The organism is Brevundimonas diminuta (assembly GCF_039673845.1).
In the GTDB taxonomy this organism is placed as follows: domain Bacteria; phylum Pseudomonadota; class Alphaproteobacteria; order Caulobacterales; family Caulobacteraceae; genus Brevundimonas; species Brevundimonas diminuta_E.
Genome location: NZ_JBDJMK010000013.1, coordinates 1 through 19,544, shown reverse-complemented (window position 1 = coordinate 19,544; position 19,544 = coordinate 1). Strand labels below are relative to the sequence as shown.

Sequence of the window (19,544 nt, the reverse complement as noted above, 5' to 3'; positions counted from 1 at the left end):
GAGGCCGCATGACGCACCTGACCGCCGGTTCCGACGCCTCTTCCGCCGCTCCTCACAGCCGATCTTCAGGCCTGCCCCAACCCCGCCGATATGACGGGATCAACTGGGTGGGCCTGCGCACCCTCTACCTGAAAGAGGTCCGCCGCTTCTGGAAGGTGGGCGCCCAGACGGTGGCGGCGCCGGTGGTGACGACCCTGCTCTACATGATGGTCTTCGTGGTGGCGCTGAAGGGCGCGCGGCCGCCGCTGCATGGCACGCCCTTCGCCGAGTTCGTGGCGCCGGGCCTGATCATGATGGCCATCCTGCAGAACGCCTTCGCCAACGCCTCGTCCAGCCTGATCCAGGCCAAGATCATGGGCACGGCGACCGACTTCCTGACGCCGCCGCTCAGCCCGCTGGAGCTGACGGTCGGTTTCACCCTGGGCGCTGCGACGCGCGGGGTGGCCGTGGGGCTGGTGACGGCGCTGTGCGTCATGCCGTTTGCGAAGCTGGGGCTGGCCAACATCGCCCTGATCGTCTGGTTCGGCCTGATCGCCTCCCTGCTGATGGGTATGGTCGGGGTGCTGGCGGGGCTGTGGTCCGAGAAGTTCGACCATCTGTCGGCGGTGCAGAACTTCGTGGTCATGCCGATGACCTTCCTGTCGGGCACCTTCTACCTGATCGACAGCCTGCCTGAACCGTTCGCCAGCATCAGCAGGTTCAACCCCTTCTTCTACCTGATCGACGGCTTCCGGGCGGGCTTCATCGGCCACGCCGAGGGCAGCCTGATGGTCGGCGTGGTCATGAGCGCCGTCTTGACCGTGGCGATGGGCGCGGCCTGCTGGCTGGTGTTCCGTTCGGGCTGGCGGCTGAAGAGCTGAGTTCGGATGCGGTCGCATCTGGACCGGTTTCGCTTTAATCAGATCATCGAGCGCGGGGCGTGGGGCCCCGTAAAAGGGGCCTCTCCATGTCGTTTCATCTTCGCCTGAAAGCCGCTGTCGGCGCGGCCTGTCTGGCCGCCGCCTGTCTGACGGCGGCGCCGTCACTGGCCCAGAACCGGGCCGCCGATCTGCACGAACAGGTCGGCGCCTTTGTGCAGCCGTCCAACGCCGCGCGTCTGGACGTGCTGTTGCGCCAGCTACGTGACGAGGGTTTCGCCCCGACCGTCGAGACGTTCGAGGGCGGCGGCCGGGGCGGGCCGATGCAGGGCTCAAACGTCATCGTGACGATCGGCGACGGGCCGAAGGAAATCCTGCTGACCGCCCACTATGACGCGGTGAAACTGCGCGACGGGACGATGTCGCAGGGCGTAATCGACAACGCCGGATCGGTCGTCGCCCTGATCGAGGCGGCCAAGGTGCTGCGTGAGGCGCCGCTGTCGCACCGCATCCGCATCATCTTCTTCGATCAGGAAGAACTGGGGCTGATCGGCGCCAAGAAGTGGATCGAGGCGCACGGGATCAGCAATATCGCCGCCGTGGTGAACTCCGACATCGCCGCCTATGGCGACACCCTGATGTATGGCCAGAACAACGGGGCGCAGTCCGCCTTCGTCACCCGCGCGGTGCAGGAACTGTGCGCCGAGCGCGCCATGCAGTGCGTCGGCTTCCCTGAATATCCGCCGTCCGACGACCGGGCCTTTTCGGCGGCGGGCGCGCCGGTCGTTTCGCTGGGTTTCCAGGACGAGGTGGGCGCCCACCAGATGTGGCTGGCCTTCAACGGCGGCGAGAACAACGGTCTGGCCGAGGGCTTCGTGCCGCAGGTTTTCCGCGTGATCCACTCCAAGGACGACGCCATAGAGGCGGTCGAGGGCCACACCATCGACCTGGCGGGCCGGACCTATGCGGCGCTGATCCAGAAGCTGGACGCGCAGCTGCGCTGAATTCGCGCCCTGCCCGGTGTTGACTATGGGGAAATAGCGCCCGACAAGTTCGTCGCCCTTTTCCAAAAGCGGTCCCGTCGCTGACGCGTCGGGACCGTCTCACTTTATGGAGTTTGCCAAGTGTCCGGTCATCTGATGGGTGTCTACAATCGCGCGCCGCTGGAAGTGGAGCGCGGCCAGGGCGTCCGACTGTGGTCGGTCGATGGGACGGAGTATCTGGACTGCGTCTCGGGCATCTCGACCAATGCGCTGGGCCACGCCCACCCCAAGCTGGTGCAGGCGGTCAAGGATCAGGCCGAGAAGCTGTGGCACGTCTCCAACATCTTCAAGATTCCGGGGCAGGACGCCCTGGCCGAATCCCTGTGCGAAAAGTCGTTCGCCGACGTGGTCTTCTTCACCAACTCGGGCACTGAGGCGATCGAATGCGCCCTGAAGACGGCGCGCAAATTCCACGTCGCCAACGGCCAGCCCGAGCGGATCGACATCTACGGCTTCGACGGCTCGTTCCACGGCCGCACCTATGGCGCCATCAACGCGGCGGCCAACCCCAGCTACACCGAAGGCTTCGGGCCGAAGATGGAAGGCTTCCATCAGCTGAAGTGGGGCGACAAGGCCGCCCTGACCGCCGCCTTCGAGAACCCGAACGCCGCCGCCATCGTTCTTGAGCCGGTTCAGGGCGAGGGCGGCTGCCGCGCCACGCCCGAGGAAGATCTGCGCTGGATGCGCGAGATGGCCGACAAGCACGGCGTCCTGATCATCTTCGATGAAGTCCAGTGCGGCATGGGCCGGACCGGCAAGCTGTGGGCCCATGAATGGGCGGGCATGACGCCGGACATCATGGCCATCGCCAAGGCTCTGGGCGGCGGCTTCCCCATCGGCGCCTGCCTGGCTACGGCTGAGGCCGCCAAGGGCATGACGGTCGGCGTTCACGGCTCGACCTTCGGCGGCAACCCGCTGGCCATGGCGGTCGGACAGGCGGCTTTTGACGAGGTGTCCTCGGACGCCATCCTGAACAACGTCAATGAGGTCGCGGGCTATCTGAAGCAGCAGCTTCACGGCCTGCAGGAACGCTTCCCCGACGTGATCGTCGAGGTGCGCGGCAAGGGTCTGCTGCTGGGCGTCAAACTGGTCCCGAACAACCGCGAGTTCATGGGCTGGGCCCGTGACGAGGCCAAGCTTCTGGTGGCCGGCGGCGGCGACAATCTGGTCCGCGTCCTGCCGCCGCTGAACATCACCCTCGACGAGGCCCGCGAGGCTGTCGAGAAGTTCGAGAAGGCCTGCGAGTTCGCCCGCACCAAGATCGCAGGCTGACGCTGTTTCTCCCTCCCCTTCATGGGGAAGGAGACCGGGTGGGGCCGATTTTTCTTCTATCTCCAGATTTCCGCAGGACCGTCCCCACCCGGTCCCTGCGGGACCACCCTCCCCTTGAAGGGGAGGGAGAAGGCTTGGTCATGGTTCGTCACTTCCTCGACATTCACCGTCTGGACGCGGCGACCCTGCGCGCCATTCTGGACGACGCCCACGCCCGCAAGCGCGCGCGCAAGGGCTGGCCCCAGGGCCGCGCCGACGCCGACGCGCCGGGCAAGGACCGCGTCCTGGCCATGGTCTTCGAGAAGAACTCGACCCGCACCCGCTTCAGCTTCGATGCGGCCATCCGCCAGCTGGGCGGCGACTCGATCATCGCCACCGCTTCGGACATGCAACTGGGCCGGGGCGAGCCGGTCGAGGACACGGCCCGCGTCCTGTCGCGCATGGTCGACGCCGTGATGATCCGCGCCAACGATCATGAGGACGTCGAGCGCTTCGCCCGCGTCTCCACTGTGCCGGTCGTCAACGGCCTGACCGACCGCAGCCACCCGTGCCAGATCCTGGCCGACCTGATGACCATCGAGGAGCATCGCGGCCCGATCGAGGGCAAGACGATCGCCTGGATCGGCGACGGCAACAACGTCTGCCACAGCTTCATGCACGCCGCGCCCAAGTTCGGCTTCCACCTGCACGTCGCCTGTCCTGCGGAATACCACCCCGACCTGCGCGATCTGGAAAAGGGCGGCGCCCACGTCACCCTGACCAGCGACCCGCGCGAGGCGGTCAAGGGCGCCGACGTCGTCGTCACCGACACCTGGGTGTCGATGGGCGATCAGGACTATGAGGCCCGCCTGGCGGCCTTCGAACCCTACAGCGTCGACGAGGCCCTGATGGCCGAGGCGGACCCGGACGCCGTCTTCCTGCACTGCCTGCCCGCCCACCGCGGCGAAGAGGTGACGGACGCCGTCATCGACGGCCCGCAGTCGCTGATCTGGGACGAGGCCGAGAACCGCCTGCACGCCCAGAAGGCGGTGCTGGCCTGGTGCTTCGGGGCTTTTTAAGTCGCCCTAACGCGCCTTGCGCTGCTTGAGGGCGGGGAGAAGCGCCGCCCGGCGGCTGGAACGGTCTGGCGCCTAGAAGGGTCTGGCGGATGGCAGCGGCCGCCCGCTGACTTCCGCCAGCAGGTGGATCAGCAGGAAGAAGACCAGCGCGGCCGCCAGCAGCATGATGAAGCGCCACGGCATCAGGCGCGGCCCGCGCATGATGTCGGTCGGCCGCGACCCGCGCCATCCGGCGAAGACGACGACCGCCACAGAGGCGATCAGCAGGATCAGGGTGAGCATGGCGTCCATGAGGGCGCCAGTTGGGACATCGCCACGCCGGTTGCAAGCGCTCCTGCACGTCTCATTCAACGGCGCTGCCGCAATTCTTGCTGCACGGTTAATCTAAACGCGGCATTAACCATGTCAGGCGCATCAGCGACCTGAAGGCAGGCGTCGCTGTAACGGCGTGATACGCTACATCTAGCGGTTAACGTCGCGTTTACACGCTTCATCTGGAAGGATACCGTTCGCATCATGGGTCTGGAGGCGAATCAGTGACCGCAGCGGCGCCGTGGAGCGTGAAGGGCATCGATCCCAAGGCGCGTGAAATCGCCAAGGATCTGGCGCGCCGCTCGGGCATGACCCTGGGCGAGTGGCTGAACTCCATGATCATGGACGACCCGGACGAGGATGACGGCGTCGCCACCCTGCCGCGCCGATCGCCGATCCCCGACCCCTATGACCGCCGCAGCCGCTCGCGCCGTCTGGACGACGTCTATGGCGATGAAGGCCGCCATGAAAGCATGGGCCGGATGGGAGCCTCTCTGGAGGTGATCGCCGAGCGTCTGGAAGCGGCTGAGCGCCGCTCGACCCTGGCCATTCAGGGCATTGATCAGGCCGTCGCCGGTCTGGTGCGCCGTCTGGAAAAACAGGATGAGGCCGAGGTCGCCAAGGCCCGCCGCATCGACGACATCGCCGAGGAACTGCGCGAGGGCCACCGCCGCCTGCGCCGTCTGGAACAGGACGCCGGGGCCGAGGCGCGCGAAGGGCTGGACAGGCTGGACGCGGCCCTGACCGCCGTCTCCACCCGCCTCTACGACATGGACGAGCGCCAGCGCGCGGGCGTCAGCGAACTGCGCGACCGCATCGAGGCGGTCGAGAAGGCCGCCGGGCCGGGCGCCGGAACCGCCCTGCTGTCGCAGGTCGGCGCGCGCCTAGACGATGCGCAGGCGCGCACGTCCGAGGCCCTGAAGACGCTGGAACAGTCGTTCGCCGCGCTGGACCGGCGCATGAGCGACGCCGAACGCCGCATTGAGCCGGACCAGATTCCAGAGCGCGGGCCTGAAGCGTCGCGCCTTGAACGGCTGGCCGAGGATCTGACCCGTCAGGTCGAGACCAGCCGCACCGAAATGATCCGCCGTCTCGAGGCGATCGAAAGCGGCGAACGGACCGGCAGGATCGAGGGCGCGCTGGCCGTCATCGGCGAACAGGCGCGCGCCGCCGAGCAGCGCTCGGCCGCGGCGGTCGAGGGCATGGGCCGCGAGATCATGCGGATCGCGCGCAACCTGAACGGCCGCGTGCAGAAGGTGGAAGAGGAAGGCGCCTCATCCTCGGGCGCCCGCATCGCCGCTCTTGAACAGAAGCTTGAACGCGATCTGGCGCGTCACGCCGAGGCGGTGGACCGGCGCCTGACCCAGGCCGATGACCAGCACGCCCTGGCGCTGGAGCGGCTGGGCGACGAGATCGCCCGCATTTCCGATCGCCTCAGCGAGCGCATCGCCCAGTCCGAGCGCCGTTCGGCCCAGGCGCTGGACGATATCGGCCGCCGCCTGTCGGAAAGCACCGACCGGATGCAGCAGCGCCACGAGCACGCCTCGGGCGAACTGGCCGAACGCATGCGCCAGAGCGAGGAGCGCACGGCGCGTCTTCTGGCCGAGGCGCGCGGCAGCATCGAACAGCGCGCCGACCGCACGCCGCGTCGCGTGACGCCGCTGGAAAGCCCTGATCCCGCGCCGTGGACGCCTGCAGAAACCGCGACCGGAGACTGGCGCGCGACCGCCTTCGCTGATGCGGCGGACGACTGGTCCGTCGACGCAGCGACCGATGATGAGATCGTGGCCGGTTCGGCCGAGGCCGACGTCTTCTCCGACAGTGTTTTTGAGGATGCGCCGGGCGCCGCACAGGCGGCGACGGACCGGGCGCCGTTCGGCCGCATGGCCGCCGATCCGTGGAGCGAGGCCGAACGCTCTCTCGTTGACGAAGACCTGTTCGGCGGCGCCGACGTCAACGACATCCTGAAGGTGACGGCCGGGCTGGAGCCTGAAACGGCTCCGGCAGATGCGGACGACGGCTTTTCGGCTGATCTGGAGTTCGTCTCTCCGACCCCGCCGTCGGACGATCTGACCCGTCCCCATTCGACGCGCGATGTTCTGGAAGCGGCGCGCGCGGCCATGTCGCCGGAAGACGAGACGGAGGCGCGTCAGGGCTTCGGCCTGGCCCGTCGCGGCGGCAAGTCCAAGCTGCAGGAGCGGCTGGACAAGCAGGCCGGGCGTCAGAACTCGACCATGCGCACGGCGCTGAGCGCCATGGCCGTGGCGGCGCTGGGCGTGGCCGGCGGTTACGCCACCTTGCAGGTCGCCAGCGGTTCGGGCCTGACCCTGCCGGGCGGCTTCACCCTGGCGCCGGGTGCTGTGGACGGCGGGGCGGCCCCGACTGCGGATGCGACGCCGATCGCGGCGCTGGCGCTGGATGCCTCGCCCACCGACGCCGTGCCGTCGCCCGACGCGGCGGCGACCGAGGGCGCGGGCCTGTTCGCCCGCGCGGTGCAGATGCTGGACAATGGCGACGACAGCGGGCTGGAGCCGCTGACGCGCGCCGCCAACCTGGGCTACGCCCCGGCGCAGCTGCGTCTGGCCAGCCTGTATCAGGACGGGGCCGCCGGACTGGCGACGGACGAGGCGGAGGCCCGCGCCTGGGCCCGCCGCGCAGCCGAGGCGGGCGACGCCAAGGCCATGCATTTCTACGCCATGCAGATGTATGACGGCGTGGGCGGCGCGCGGAACCGCGCCGACGCCCTGAACTGGCTGACCAAGGCGGCCAGCGCCGGACGCGTCGACAGCCAGTACAACGTCGCCCAACTGCTGGAGAAGGGCGATGAGGGCGTGGCCCCCAACCGGGTCGAGGCTTTCAAGTGGTATATGATCGCGGCGCGGCGCGGGGATCAGCAGGCTCTGGCCTCGGTCCAGCGCCTGACCTCGGGTCTTTCGGCGGCCGACCGGCGCAAGGCGCGCGAAGCCGCTGACGCCTTTACGGTCGCCCCGGTCGGCTGATCCGCGCACGGCGCGTTCAACCGGGGTGGCGGTTCGACGCAGGGGCCGCTAAGACCGGAAGCCTAGTCGCCTTTCCGGCGCTGATTGCCTGTCCTTCCAGCCGAAGGCGCGTGTCGTGGATATTTACCTGCCGATCGCCGAAGTCTCGGTGAACTGGCCGCTCCTGGTCATGCTGGGGGCGCTGGTCGGATTCGTGTCCGGCCTGTTCGGCATTGGCGGCGGCTTCCTGATGGCGCCCGTGCTGGTGTTTCTGGGCATCCCGCCGACGGTGGCGGTGGCCAGCCAGGCCAGCCACGTCGTCGCCTCCTCGACCTCGGGCGTCATCCGCTATTCCGGCATGAAGGCGGTCGATTACCGCATCGGCGGCATCATGGCCGTGGGCGGGGCGCTGGGCGCCTTCGCCGGTGTTGAGCTGTTCCGCTACCTGCGTCTGCTGGGTCAGGCCGACCTGGTGGTGGCCCTGTCCTATCTGCTGTTCCTGGGCTCCATCGGCTGCATGATGCTGTACGAAAGCCTGACGCAGATCCTGCATCGGGTCCGGGGCGAGACGCCGCCGCGCAAGGAGCGCCGTCGCCCCATGTGGCTGTACGGCCTGCCGTTCAGGATGCGGTTCCCGCGCTCGGGCCTCTATATCAGCGCCATTCCCCCGTTCGGACTGGGCGTGTTCGCAGGGATTCTGTCGGCCATCATGGGGGTGGGCGGCGGCTTCATCCTGGTGCCGGCCATGCTCTATGTGTTGCGGATGAAGGCCAGCGTGGTGGTCGGCACCAGCCTGTTCCAGATCATCATCACCACGGCCATCACCACGATTCTGCAGGCCGGACGCAACCAGACGGTGGACATTGTCCTGTCGACCATACTGCTGCTGGGCGGCGTAGTGGGGGCGCAGTACGGCGCGCGGCTGTCGGGCAAGTTCCGGGCTGAGGAAATGCGTGCGGCGCTGGGTCTGATCGTGCTGCTGGTCGGCATCCAGATGGGGCTGGAGCTGTTCGTGCGGCCCGGCGATCTGTTCCTGCTGGCGCCGGGGGTGGCGGACTGATGTTTCAGGTTCTGCCGCTCGAACCGCCGCCTGCCGCCGCACCCGAGATCATCATCGAACGCTCGGCCGGAACGACGCAGGATGTGCGGGTCGCCGCCGCCCTGACCGATACGCGGGTGGACGTGGACTCCGGGTTCAAGGGCGCGTCCATCGTGCTTTACGGCGCGGTGTTCAATCCGACCGATACGCCTGCTGATGTGGTGGTGGTGGTGCGCGGGCCGGATGCGCCGGTGCGTCTGGTCAAGAAGACGCGCAACATGGGGGTCTGGCTGAACAGCCGCCCGGTGCTGTTCGAGGGCGCGCCCGGTTTCTACATGACCGCCTCGACGCGGCCGCTCAGCGATATCGCCGATTTCGGCCAGCTGCGCCGTCTGGGGGTGGGAGTCGACCACCTGCGCATCGACGCGCCGGAAGAGGCCCGCACCGTTACCCGCTACGGCGTGCGCGACGTGGTCATCAGTCGCCTGGGCGAGGACTATCTGGACTGGCGCCGCGCCGTGATCCGGCTGAAGGAGGCGGCGGCCCTCTATGATACCGATCCCAAGGGGGTGGAGTTCGTCGACCGGGGCCTGTTCCGCGCCGAGGTCAAACTGCCCGCCGTGGCGCCGACGGGGAAGTATTACGCCGAGGTCTGGCTGTTTCAGGAAGGGGCGCCGGTGTCGGTGTCCAACCTGACACTGACCGTCGAGAAGGTGGGGCTGGAGCGCGACATCTATGAGTTCGCCCACCGCCGCCCGTGGAGCTATGGCGTCCTGTGCGTGCTGCTGGCGGCGATGACGGGCTATGCGGCGTCGCGGGTGTTCAGGAGTAGATAATCCCTTTCCCGCTCATCCCGGCGGACGCCGGGATCCAGTGAGAGCCATGTGCTCTGCCTTTGAAGAAGGCCAAGGCTTCCACGCGCGCGGATGCAGCCAAAGGACTGGATCCCGGCGTCTGCCGGGATGAGCGGGGGTGGGGGCTGCGCTCAAGCAGCGAGCAACCGCGTCGCGAGCGTAGCGCCAACAAAAAAGGGCGGCCCGCGAAGGCCGCCCTTTCCGTTTCAGTCTGAAGCCTTGCCTCAGGCCGCCTTCTTCTCTGGCGCGAAGCGGCCGTAGAAGGTTTCGTTCTTGGCGGCCATGTCACGCAGAAGCTGCGGGACCTTGAAGCGGTCGCCGTATTTGGCGGCCAGTTCGTCGGCCTTGGCCACGAAGGCCTTCAGGCCGGTCTGGTCGATGAAGGTGATGGGGCCGCCGGTCCAGGGCGCAAAGCCCCAGCCCAGAATGGCGCCCAGGTCGCCTTCGCGCGGGTCGTCGATGACGCCCTCTTCCCAGCAACGGGCCACTTCCACCGCCTGACGATACAGCAGGCGGGTCTTCAGCTCGTCGATGCCGGCCAGCGCCTCGGGGCTTTCGCCGAAGGCGTCGCCCTTGGTGGTCGGGGCCAGTTCGGCCAGACCCGGCCAGATGACCTTGGGCTTCTGATCGTAGTCGTAGAAGCCCTTGCCGTTCTTGCGGCCATAGCGGCCCTGCTCGACCATGGTGGCGACGATCTTTTCGCCTTCGGTCGGGACGTATTTGTCGCCCAGATCTTCGCGGGTCTGTTTGGCGATCTTGTACGACAGGTCCAGGGCCACGTCGTCGTGCATCTCCAGCGGGCCGCGCGGCATGCCGGTCATGCGGCCGACGTTGTCGATCAGCACGGGCGAATAGCCCTCTTCCAGCATGGCCATGCCTTCCATCAGGAAGGTCGAGAAGCAGCGCGAGGTGTAGAAGCCGCGGCTGTCGTTGACGACGATCGGCGTCTTCCTGATCTTCAGGACATAGTCCAGCGCCTTGGCCAGGGCCGCGTCGCCGGTCTTTTCGCCCATGATGATCTCGACCAGCATCATCTTGTCGACGGGCGAGAAGAAGTGGATGCCGATGAAGTCTTCCGGCCGCACGCTGGCCTCGGCCAGGCCGGTGATCGGCAGGGTTGAGGTGTTGGAGCCGAACACGGCGCCTTCAGCCAGCTGGGCCTCGGCGCGCCTGGTGACGTCGGCCTTGATCTCGCGGTTTTCGAACACGGCCTCGATGACCAGATCCGAGCCCTTGATCAGGTCATAGTCCGTCGTCGCCGTGACCAGGGCCAGGGTGGCGTCGAACTTCTCCTGCGTCATCTGACCGCGCGACAGGCGCTTCTTCAGCAGTTCCTCGACGTGGGCCTTGCCCTTGTCGGCGGCTTCCTGCGTCTGGTCGATCAGCACGGTCTCGATGCCGGCCATGACCTGAACATAGGCCACGCCCGCGCCCATCATGCCGGCGCCCAGGACGGTGACCTTCTTCGGGTCGGACTTGGGCACGCCCGCCGGGCGCACGGCGCCCTTGTCCAGTTCCTGCTTGGACAGGAACAGGCTGCGGATCATGGCCTGGGCCTGCGGCGTCATCAGGGTCTTGATGAAGTAGCGCGTCTCGATGCGCAGGCCCGCCTCGATCGGCACCTGCACGCCTTCATAGACGGCCTTCATCATGTTCAGCACGGCCGGGTAGTTGCCGTAGGACTGCTTGCGCAGCATGGCGTTGCCCATGACGAAGACCTGCATGCCCGCAGGATGGTGCGGGCCGCCGCCGGGGATCTTGAACTTGGGATCGTCCCACGGCTGGACGGCCTTGCCGCCGTTCTTGATCCAGGCCTTGGCGGCCTCGACCGACTGGCCCTTCTCGACCACTTCATGGACGACGCCCGCGCCCTTGGCGTCGTTCGGGCGCCAGGACTTGCCCTCGGCCATCTGCATCAGGGCGTTCTGCACGCCGATCAGGCGCGTCAGGCGCTGGGTGCCGCCGCCGCCGGGGAAGAGGCCGACCTTGATCTCGGGAAGGCCCAGCTGGATCTTCGGGTCGTTCTCGACGACGCGATAGTGGCAGGCCAGGGTGAACTCCAGCCCGCCGCCCAGCGCCAGACCGTTGATGGCCGCCGCCACCGGCTTGCCCGAGGTTTCCAGCGCGCGGAAGGCGCCGTTCAGCGCCCAACCGGTGTCGAACGCCTTCTGCAGGTCGCCGCCGCCGGCCAGCATGCCCGAGGCCATGTCGCCCAGATCGGCCCCGGCGCAGAAGCCGGTCGGCTTGCCCGAGGTGATGACCACGCCCTTGATGGCGTCGTCGGTCTTGATCTTTTCGACCAGAGCCGGGATCTCGGCGATCACGGCGCTGGTCAGGGTGTTCATCGAACGGCCCGGCACGTCGAAGGCGACTGTGGCGATGCCGTCGGCGTCGATGTCGATCTTGAAGTTTTCCATGGTCATATGCTCCCGGATCAGACGCGTTCGATGACGGTGGCGGTGCCCATGCCGGCGCCGATGCAGAGGGTGGCCAGGGCGGTGGACTTGTTCGAGCGCTCCAGCTCGTCCAGCACCGTGCCCAGGATCATGGCGCCGGTGGCGCCCAGCGGGTGGCCCATGGCGATGGCGCCGCCGCAGACGTTGATCTTGTCGTGCGGAATGTCGAGCGCCTGCATGTAGCGCAGCACCACGGCCGCGAAGGCCTCGTTCAGTTCATACAGGTCGATGTCGCCCGGCTGCATGCCCAGCTTGCCCAGCAGTTTGCGGGTCACGGGCTCGGGGCCGGTCAGCATGATCGACGGCTCGGAGCCGATCGAGGCGCCGCCCAGGATTTTGGCGCGCGGCTTCAGGCCCAGCGCTTCGCCCATCTCCTTGGTGCCGATCAGGATGCCCGCGGCACCGTCGACGATGCCGGACGAGTTGCCGGGGGTGTGGACGTGATTGACGCTGGCGACCTCGGGGTAGCGCTGGCCGATCACAGCGTCGAAGCCCATGCCGCCCATCATGGCGAACGAGGGGTTCAGGCCCGCCAGCGTCTGCATGTCCGTGTTCGGACGAACGGTTTCATCACGATCCAGCTGGACGAGGCCGAGCTGGTTCTTGATCGCGATGACCGACTTGCCGAAGCGGCCCTCGGCCCAGGATTTGGCGGCGCGCTTGTGGCTTTCGACCGAATAGGCGTCCACGTCGTCGCGGCTGAAGCCGTATTTGGTGGCGATCATGTCGGCCGAGACGCCCTGCGGCACGAAATAGCTCGGGAAGGCCGAGGACGGGTCGGTCGGCCAGGCGCCGCCGTCGGAACCCATCGGCACCCGGCTCATGGCCTCGACGCCGCCGCCGACGGCCATGCCCGCTTCGCCCGACTTCACCTTGGCGGCGGCCACGTTCACGGCCTCGAGGCCCGAGGCGCAGAAACGGTTCAGCTGATAGCCTGCCGTCTCCTGGCTCCAGCCCGCCGTCAGGACGGCGGTGCGGGCGATGTCCGCGCCCTGTTCGCCGACCGGGGACACCACGCCCAGCATGACGTCGTCGACCTTGGAGGTGTCCAGACCGTTGCGGTCGCGCAGCGCCTCAAGGACCTGGGCCGCAAGGCTCAGGGCCGTGATCTCGTGCAGGCTGCCATCCTTCTTGCCCTTGCCGCGCGGGGTGCGCACGGCGTCGTAGATGTAGGCGTCGGCCATGGAGCGTCTCTCTCTTGTTGTGTCCCTATCGTTCGCTGCGCGGCAGCGAACTGCATGAGGGACGGGGTTTTTTGTGTCCCTGTCGTTCGGCGCGCGGCGCCTCGCTGCATCAGGGACGGTGGGCGTCTTGGTTGAGAAGCGGTGGGCGGACGGCTCCGATCATCGCGTCTGGAATTGAAACTCAGGTCGTTAGAAAGCCGACGTTTACGTCAACGTCAAGTAACAAGGCGCGTGAGGTCTCCAGATGTGAAAAGGGCGGGCCGCTTCATGCGCCCCGCCCCGGCGGTTCAGTCTCAGCGGCGCGCCAGTCGCACCAGCTTGCCGTTCTCCTCATCCGTAATGACCCAGACGGCGCCGTCGGGCGCCACGGCCACGTCGCGGATCCGTTCGCCCAGACCGGTCAGCAGGCGCTCTTCGCCGACCACCCGTCCGTCGCGCAGCACCAGTCGCACCAGGTGTTTGCTGGCCAGGCCGCCGATCAGGGCGTCGCCCTTCCAGTCGGGGAACATGGCGCCGTCGTAGAAGACCATGCCGCCCGGCGCGATCACCGGATCCCAGTAATAGACCGGCTGGACCGTGCCTTCCTTCGTCGTCGAGGCGCCTTCGATGGCCTCGCCGCTGTATTCGATGCCATAGGCGGCGCCAGGCCAGCCGTAGTTGGCGCCGGCCTTTTCCAGGTTCAGCTCATCGCCGCCGCGCGCGCCGTGTTCGATGCTCCAGACCGCGCCCGTGCCCGGCTGGACGGCGATGCCCTGCGGGTTGCGGTGGCCATAGGACCAGATCTCGGGCAGGGCGCCCTCGCGGCCGACGAAGGGATTGTCGGACGGGACCGAGCCGTCGGCGTTGATGCGGATGACCTTGCCGTGGTGCGAGGCCAGGCTCTGCGACGTCGGCCGCATCGGCTTGTCCGAGCGCTCGCCGATGGTGATGTACAGCTTGCCGTCCGGGCCGAAGACCAGGGAGGAGCCGAAATGCTTATCCCCGTCATAGGTGTCCTTGACCTGAAAGACGACCTGCACGTTCTCGACGCGGCTCAGATCGTCCGACAGGCGGCCGCGCGCCACGGCCGTGCCGTTGCCGCCGTTTCGCGGCTGGGCGTAGGACCAGTAGATCATGCGGTCCTGCGCGAAGGTCGGGCTCAGGATCACGTCCAGCAGGCCGCCCTGACCGCGCGCCGCCACGGCGGGCAAGCCGCTGATCGGGGCGCCGATCTTGCCGTCGGCGCTGACCACGCGCATCCGGCCCGGACGCTCCGTCACCAGCCACTGACCGTCCGGCAACTGGGTCAGCCCCCACGGATGCTCCAGCCCCTCGGCCACGACAGCGTGCTGCAGGGCGACGGTGGTGCTGACCGAAGGGGCGCGCGTCTGGCCTTCGTGCGCGGGCTTCTGATCCGGGTTGTTGGGCGGGCGCGTCTCGACCGGCGCGCCCGTGGCGGCGGCTGACTGCGCCTCATCCTGTCCATTGGCGCCGCAGGCGGCGAGGGTCAGGGCGGCGGCGGAAACGGCGAAGAGGGCGAGGCGCATGGCGGCTCCTGAACAGCGTGTTGAGACGGCGAGGATGCAGCCTCATGGCGCTTTATGCGAGCCGAAAGGCGCCGCGACCGATGGTCCCGCACGAAATCCGCATCGAAGCGGCTTGAACCGGAGAGAAGGCGGCGATATACGCACCCCTCTCGCGCCCAGGGCCTCTGCGGCTCCGCGCGAAACTCCCGTGTGGGGTTGGGTAGCTCAGATGGTTAGAGCGGTGGATTCATAACCCACAGGTCGGCGGTTCGATCCCGCCTCCAACCACCACGGATTTCCTTGAAATCAAGGCTTGGATGGGCTCCCCAAAATGGGGACGACTCCCCGTCGCGAGAACATTTAGGGACCAAACCGGCCGCTCCGGGAGTGAGGTCCCGGAATGGTCCCGGAGGATGTTCTGGTGATGTTCTGGGCCTGGCGGCGATTCTCTCACTTGGCTGACTCAGCTACACCGCCGCACCACGATGCCAAGGCCAACTAGACAACACGCTCGACGCCATGGCCGCCGCCGCTGGCGGCGACCCCGACCTGGCGCCCGGCCTGATCACTGTTGAGACCGATCATTAGGTCCAGGTCTTGTCGGCCGTGCGCGCTACATGGCCGGCTTTGCGCGATCACTTGAGCCATCGGGACATGGTGAGCCACGTCGGATCGCAGCAGGAGATGCGGGCGCTTACCCGCGCCGAGGCCGGAGAGCGCGGATGAGATCCTTGGCTCTCAAAGTGGTGATCGGCGTGGGCGCGGCGGTTCTCCTGGCCGGCCTGGCCCTGATGATCCGGGGCGGTTTCGCCATGTCGGCGCACGGCGGCTGATCCCGGCCCGCCGGCGGACGACTCGCCCGCTCAGGCTGAGACTGCCGTCGCCGTTCGCCGATTCTCATTCTGGGCGGAGCGCTACCTAGCCGTCAGGCGAGCCTCGACCTGGCGCGCCACCTCGGCCAGTCCGGTGCGAAACGGGGTCGAGCCGTTCAGGGTCTGATGATACCGGCGCAGGTCGTTGGTATCGATGCGACGCACGCCGTTATCGCGCGCCCATTCATGGCCCAAGCGTCGACCCAGACGGCAGGTGGCGGTCAGGGTGGCCGCGTCGCCCTCTGCCGCTGCGCGATCAATGACCTCGCGCCAGTTCGGCGACCCGGGCTGGCAGAACAGCACCCCCGAGCACCGGCCGGTCCAGAACCGAGCGTACCAATTGCGGTGGCTGGCGTCGTCGAAGGTCGGAGCCGCCCCCGCCAGCACATCCTGGCAGCGCGGGTCCATCGCCTGAGCCGCAGGACCGACGGCCATGACCAGGCCGGCCGCGAGGACGCCGATCGCCGTTCCCCTCATGAATGTCTCCGGTTCAACCTATCGCAAATCAATGTTATTTCATTTTTCGACGAATGGGGAGGTAAGCTGCATGACGACCGACACGGACGTGCGTGGAGCGGGAGGAGCGCTGGTCTGGGCCGGAGACAATCTGCACCTGGTCTGGGCCTACGTCGCGCTCGCCATGTTCCTGCTGGTGCTCGCCTCCTTGCCGCTGGGCGTCTGGTCGACGCCATTCAATGGCGTCCTGAAAGATGGCGCCCAGGTTGGGGTCGAGGGCGTCAAGGAGGTTGGCTACCTCTTCGCGCTGAACTGGTCGCTCTATAGCGTGGCGGTCCTGCCGTTCATGGCTGTGTTCGCGGTGCGGGTCTGGGTCGCCATGCCCGAGACCATTCAGGCGCTCAGCGCCGCCGGGATGATCCGCGACGCCGCGTTCGCCCGGGTGCCCGGCGAGGCGGTGCTGGAGCGTTGGCGCAAGGTCCATCGAGGCTGCTTCCTGCTGTTTTTCATCATCTTTATTTGCGTCATGCTGTTCGTCATGACTGATTGGTGGGGCGTCGTGGCCGAACCGATTCTTTATCCCGCGACCTTGACCGGCGTGACCCTGGCCGACCCGGTCCGCGAGTTCGATTGGTCGGTGGCCTCGCTCTACGAGGGCTCAACGGTATCGAAATACCCCCTCCTGGCCTTCAGCTTCGTCGGCTATGTGCTGGTCGCCGGGATCGCCACGGCAGTCGCCTTCGCCACCTGCCTGTCGGGCTTGTTCTTCGTCGCCTTCATGTGCGGCGTCACGGCCAACCGACGACGCGGATGGACGCTGGCCGCCATGCCCGCCAAGGAGGACGATCGGGGCGGCTTTCGGATCTTCTCGCCCTTCTTCACCGCCTTCATCTGCCTCAGCTTCACGGTCGCGGTTGGTTGTCTGCTGATGGTGATCCAGAATGCCTATCTGCGTGATCCCACTTCGCCGAACGTGTTTGCTTTCATGTTTCAAGACGGCGGGCGACTGGCCCACATCGTTGAGACCAGCAGCCTGACCACGATTTTACAGGACGCGGCCGACTGGTTGTTCGAGCCCGCGATGAAGGTGGCCGCCAATCCGCAGACGGGCGTCGGGATCCTGGTCTATGCCTTCACCGCCCTGGCGGCGGTGGCGGTCAGCTGGGGCCTGCTGCGTTCGACGGCGCGGGTGGCGCAAGCGTTCTCGTTAGAGCATTCACCGGCGCTCGCCGCCGAGCTTGGCGTGACCAATCGGGTCGCGCGTGGCCGGCTTCGCGACATGGAGCTGTGGCCTATCGGCTGGATGCGACTGAACCAGTTGGTGATCCTGGTTCTGGCCATGGCCCTGGCCCTGTTATCCTATCGCCTGATCCTGGCGCCGGCGGGCCTGGTGGCCTTTCTGGGCGTCAACAGCGTGATCAAGATCTTTGTCCGACGCCGCAAGGCTGGGCGCTAATCAGCGATCGCGTCGGCCCATCACCCCAGGCGTGACGGCTCTTCCAGACAATCACAGACAGGCTGGCGGCGCCCCGCCAGCAGCCCGCTTTGTATGCAAATACATTCACTTATGGGTGTCCACCTCGGAACCGCCGGACCTGATGCCCATCGGGTTCTCCGGGCGAGTGTCTAACCTCATCGACCCCAGAAACGCAGAAAGCCCCGCCACCCGGTTAGGGCGACAGGGCGAGTAGCGGAGCCTGAGGGCTCGACGCGTCCTCAAGTCACATAGCCGTAACGTCGACCGTCAGGATGAATGCCAGCCCTTAGCCACGAGCTGGAGAAGGCGGATGAAGTCCATTGCTCTCAAGGTGCTGCTCGGCGCGGGCGCGGCGGCCCTTTTGGCTGGCCTCGCCGTGTTCGTCTGGGCTGGCTTTGCGTTTGCAGAATACGGCGGCTGATCTAGCCCGGCCTGAGACGAGCCCGCCACGGCCGCCCCATTCGGTCGACGGCCTCCGCGTCCCTGGCCTCGCAGGCGCGCACGATCCCGATCATACCGGCCGTCCGCCAATTGGCTGTCCCGAGGGCGCCGGTCTGCGCCACCCCGAACGCCATCCAATCCCGCTCATCGAAGGGCTCTGACCGAAGGGTGGCGGACGGGACAGGCTCAGCCCACCCGTCCGGGATCAGCGCGGAACACGGCGCACTGTGCATCACGGTAATTCGGAGAGCTGGCGCACCCTGCGGCGAGCAAGGGCCTGAGAGGCATCCCCGATCTGCGCCATCACAGCGGCATGATCCTTAGGGAGACTGGCAACCTGCGTCTGGCCCAGCGCCTCCTGGGCCATGCGGACATCAAGTTGATCATGGTTTACGCCCACGCGATCGAGGACGACGTGAAAGCCGCGCTTGCGGCGCTGTCCCGGAATAGTCCCGGAGCATCGCCCAAGGGCCGCGAAATGAGCGAGGGAGAACAATCGCCTAAGGGGTCTGGCACGGCGGCTTCATAATCCACAGGTCGGCGGTTCGATCTCGCCTCCAACCATAACTGTTTTCTCTAATGAAATCAGTAATATGAAGTTCTTATGGGCGGACTGCAGCTTTAGACCCACATAGGCTGACGCTTCGATAGGTTTGGGAGACTGCGGCCGTGCCACCTGGCGCCGAAGCGGGCTCGCTAAATGTCAGCTAAGGGTGGATAGCGGACGTATCAGGCGATACCCTGCCGCTCCCTTCTGGAGACGCGGCATGGACGATCTCGCACTCGCCTTTGAAGCAGCGATTGTTGGTCGGTCCTGCCGCGTCGAACGACGCGAGGCCGATTGGGCGTTCGATTTCCGTGACAATGTGGGCTTGGCCGTTGGTTGTCACTGGAGGTTGGTGTCAACCGACGGCATCGCGCTTACGGACGAGGACGACGGACAGGGATTTGGCTTGCCGGCTCCGGTCGATGCCGCAACCAAAGCGAACGATCTCCTCACCGGCGCAACAGTGTCCTCTGCGACAGTGGACCGCGTTACCGCCGACCTGTGCCTGTTGTTTTCGAACGGCCTTCGCCTCGATTTACTTAATAATTCCTCTGGTTACGAAGGCTGGCAGGGAGGCTTCAACAACGACGGTAACGCCGTATCCATTATCGCGATGGGGGGCGGTAGTCTCGCCTACTTCTGAATGTCGCCTATGGGTCGTGAAGCGAAGTTCGCTTAAAGGGGGGAAGCTGTAGCCTCCGTGTTGTTATGGAAGCTAGTCTAAGTCGTTACGTTGGAGGATGGCCGACGCTGATCGATCTAAGTTAAGTCGACGCCATTGCGATGCCGCCCAATCGCTCAGGCATGCGTAGGCTTCGGATTCCTCCTCAGGCGAACTCGCCAGAAACAGCCGGGCTCGTTGGCTAACAGAAGACGCGTTTTCCAGCTGAATTCTAAGCTGAGTAATCCCACATCTGTCTGCCGCGCGGACTACCTCGATGATGCTTTCCAGAGGGCCTGCAGCTATCGGAACTTGGGGGCCGGTCTCACGAGCAATCACGCTAGGCGCTGAAAGCAGGAGTGCTAATCCAGCACTGAAGAGATGAGAATGGATCGCCATTCTGAATGAGTGGACGCTTCTGCGAACGTCCGCAACGGGTCGAGGCTGTGTGAAAACACCTTCTGTCCGAGCGAATTAGGGTAGCCTCCTGAGGCCAGCAGGAGGTGGATTATGAGCCGCTTCGTTCAGGGTG

General features: G+C 66.6%; 14 protein-coding genes and 1 tRNA gene. 10 read left to right on the top strand and 5 right to left on the bottom strand.

Going from position 1 to position 19,544, the window contains the following annotated elements:
• Positions 1-8: 8 nt before the first annotated feature.
• From ABE454_RS14585 to argF, 4 genes are all read left to right on the top strand, one after another.
• Positions 9-860 carry an ABC transporter permease gene (locus tag ABE454_RS14585; protein ID WP_346532787.1) on the top strand — a complete coding sequence of 284 codons (852 nt, stop codon included), beginning with the start codon at positions 9-11 and terminating at the stop codon, positions 858-860.
• Between the two features lie 86 nt (positions 861-946).
• Complete coding sequence (locus ABE454_RS14580; protein ID WP_346532785.1) at positions 947-1,861, top strand: M20/M25/M40 family metallo-hydrolase; 915 nt, start codon at positions 947-949, stop codon at positions 1,859-1,861.
• A 135-nt stretch (positions 1,862-1,996) separates the two neighbouring features.
• Entirely contained in the window at positions 1,997-3,172 is a 1,176-nt protein-coding gene (locus ABE454_RS14575; protein WP_346532901.1) for an aspartate aminotransferase family protein, read from the top strand.
• Positions 3,173-3,312: 140 nt separating this feature from the next.
• Complete coding sequence (argF, locus tag ABE454_RS14570) at positions 3,313-4,230, top strand: ornithine carbamoyltransferase (protein WP_430826487.1); 918 nt, start codon at positions 3,313-3,315, stop codon at positions 4,228-4,230.
• Positions 4,231-4,302: 72 nt separating this feature from the next.
• Here argF and ABE454_RS14565 read toward each other — a convergent pair whose 3' ends face one another.
• Entirely contained in the window at positions 4,303-4,521 is a 219-nt protein-coding gene (locus ABE454_RS14565) for a hypothetical protein (RefSeq protein ID WP_346532781.1), read from the bottom strand.
• 245 nt (positions 4,522-4,766) lie between these two features.
• Here ABE454_RS14565 and ABE454_RS14560 point away from each other — a divergent pair, with 245 nt between their 5' ends.
• The 3 genes from ABE454_RS14560 (at position 4,767) to ABE454_RS14550 (ending at position 9,395) form a co-directional block, all read left to right on the top strand.
• Entirely contained in the window at positions 4,767-7,541 is a 2,775-nt protein-coding gene (locus tag ABE454_RS14560; protein WP_346532779.1) for an SEL1-like repeat protein, read from the top strand.
• A 115-nt stretch (positions 7,542-7,656) separates the two neighbouring features.
• Positions 7,657-8,580: a sulfite exporter TauE/SafE family protein gene (locus ABE454_RS14555; protein ID WP_346532777.1), complete on the top strand. Its 924-nt coding sequence runs from the start codon at positions 7,657-7,659 to the stop codon at positions 8,578-8,580.
• Entirely contained in the window at positions 8,580-9,395 is an 816-nt protein-coding gene (locus tag ABE454_RS14550) for a TIGR02186 family protein (protein WP_346532775.1), read from the top strand. The genes ABE454_RS14555 and ABE454_RS14550 overlap by 1 nt, the downstream gene beginning before the upstream one ends.
• Positions 9,396-9,637: 242 nt before the next feature.
• On the opposite strand, the gene ABE454_RS14545 is transcribed toward ABE454_RS14550, so the two are convergent.
• The 3 genes from ABE454_RS14545 to ABE454_RS14535 all read right to left on the bottom strand — a co-directional run bounded on the left by ABE454_RS14545 (position 9,638) and on the right by ABE454_RS14535 (position 14,579).
• Positions 9,638-11,830 (bottom strand): 3-hydroxyacyl-CoA dehydrogenase NAD-binding domain-containing protein, encoded by a 2,193-nt coding sequence (locus ABE454_RS14545; protein WP_346532900.1) that lies wholly within the window; start codon positions 11,828-11,830, stop codon positions 9,638-9,640.
• A 17-nt stretch (positions 11,831-11,847) separates the two neighbouring features.
• Positions 11,848-13,053: an acetyl-CoA C-acetyltransferase gene (locus ABE454_RS14540; protein ID WP_346532774.1), complete on the bottom strand. Its 1,206-nt coding sequence runs from the start codon at positions 13,051-13,053 to the stop codon at positions 11,848-11,850.
• A gap of 293 nt (positions 13,054-13,346) precedes the next feature.
• Positions 13,347-14,579, bottom strand: coding sequence for a PQQ-dependent sugar dehydrogenase (locus ABE454_RS14535; RefSeq protein ID WP_346532773.1), 1,233 nt, complete (start codon positions 14,577-14,579; stop codon positions 13,347-13,349).
• A gap of 193 nt (positions 14,580-14,772) precedes the next feature.
• Here ABE454_RS14535 and ABE454_RS14530 point away from each other — a divergent pair.
• A tRNA-Met gene (locus ABE454_RS14530) sits at positions 14,773-14,849 on the top strand.
• Positions 14,850-15,472: 623 nt separating this feature from the next.
• Here the strand turns inward: ABE454_RS14530 and ABE454_RS14525 are convergent.
• The gene (locus ABE454_RS14525; protein ID WP_346532772.1) at positions 15,473-15,907 is read right to left on the bottom strand and encodes a hypothetical protein; all 435 of its coding nucleotides are present in this window, start codon (positions 15,905-15,907) and stop codon (positions 15,473-15,475) included.
• Between the two features lie 70 nt (positions 15,908-15,977).
• Here ABE454_RS14525 and ABE454_RS14520 point away from each other — a divergent pair, with 70 nt between their 5' ends.
• The gene (locus ABE454_RS14520) at positions 15,978-17,342 is read left to right on the top strand and encodes a hypothetical protein (RefSeq protein WP_346532771.1); all 1,365 of its coding nucleotides are present in this window, start codon (positions 15,978-15,980) and stop codon (positions 17,340-17,342) included.
• 1,229 nt (positions 17,343-18,571) lie between these two features.
• Complete coding sequence (locus tag ABE454_RS14515; protein WP_318629909.1) at positions 18,572-18,994, top strand: hypothetical protein; 423 nt, start codon at positions 18,572-18,574, stop codon at positions 18,992-18,994.
• The last annotated feature ends 550 nt before the right edge of the window (positions 18,995-19,544 follow it).

Bases quoted from the DNA above. Each gene is read 5' to 3' on its own strand.
- ABE454_RS14585 (WP_346532787.1), top strand. From the start codon at position 9: ATGACGCACCTGACCGCCGGTTCCGACGCCTCTTCCGCCGCTCCTCAC.
- ABE454_RS14580 (WP_346532785.1), top strand. From the start codon at position 947: ATGTCGTTTCATCTTCGCCTGAAAGCCGCTGTCGGCGCGGCCTGTCTG.
- ABE454_RS14575 (WP_346532901.1), top strand. From the start codon at position 1,997: ATGGGTGTCTACAATCGCGCGCCGCTGGAAGTGGAGCGCGGCCAGGGC.
- argF (WP_430826487.1), top strand. From the start codon at position 3,313: ATGGTTCGTCACTTCCTCGACATTCACCGTCTGGACGCGGCGACCCTG.
- ABE454_RS14565 (WP_346532781.1), bottom strand. From the start codon at position 4,521: ATGGACGCCATGCTCACCCTGATCCTGCTGATCGCCTCTGTGGCGGTC.
- ABE454_RS14550 (WP_346532775.1), top strand. From the start codon at position 8,580: ATGTTTCAGGTTCTGCCGCTCGAACCGCCGCCTGCCGCCGCACCCGAG.
- ABE454_RS14545 (WP_346532900.1), bottom strand. From the start codon at position 11,830: ATGGAAAACTTCAAGATCGACATCGACGCCGACGGCATCGCCACAGTC.
- ABE454_RS14540 (WP_346532774.1), bottom strand. From the start codon at position 13,053: ATGGCCGACGCCTACATCTACGACGCCGTGCGCACCCCGCGCGGCAAG.
- ABE454_RS14535 (WP_346532773.1), bottom strand. From the start codon at position 14,579: ATGCGCCTCGCCCTCTTCGCCGTTTCCGCCGCCGCCCTGACCCTCGCC.
- ABE454_RS14525 (WP_346532772.1), bottom strand. From the start codon at position 15,907: ATGAGGGGAACGGCGATCGGCGTCCTCGCGGCCGGCCTGGTCATGGCC.
- ABE454_RS14520 (WP_346532771.1), top strand. From the start codon at position 15,978: ATGACGACCGACACGGACGTGCGTGGAGCGGGAGGAGCGCTGGTCTGG.
- ABE454_RS14515 (WP_318629909.1), top strand. From the start codon at position 18,572: ATGGACGATCTCGCACTCGCCTTTGAAGCAGCGATTGTTGGTCGGTCC.